1 pseudogene is annotated in these 426 nt (G+C 75.8%); it reads right to left on the reverse strand.

Features of this window, described 5'->3' with window-relative positions:
- A pseudogene (locus tag ACLBXO_RS31725) lies at positions 1-426 on the reverse strand (glycosyltransferase); the annotation flags it as partial.

A 426-nucleotide genomic window follows, 5' to 3' on the forward strand; every position in this document is an offset into this window, starting at 1 on the left:
GGCCGCCGTGTCGGAGGACGGCGCGAACACCCGCGCGGCGCCCGCCAGGAACGCCCCGAACGCCGCCCGCCGCTCGCCCGGATCCGGCTCCTCGAACCCGTCCGCGTCCACCGCCAGGCACGACCGGCACTCGCTGACCGGCGCCAGGCCGCAGTAGCGCCCGTCCGGCTGCACCAGGTGGTTGCGGTGGCACACCGGCGAGTAGTCGTGCAGCGTCCACGCGTAGGGCCGCCCCGCGCCCGCCACCACCGCCATCAGCGCCCGCGCCGCCGCCCAGCGCAGCCCCGCCAGCGAGTGCACGTGGATCAGAACCGGCGCCAGCTGCCCGACGAAGTCGGCGAGCTCGGCCGCGTCCCGCGGCAGGTACAGGCTGTCGAGGTTGGGCAGGTACAGGAACTCGGGGCCGCGATACGAGACGTGGACCTC

Source organism: Methylobacterium sp. C33D (assembly GCF_053345825.1).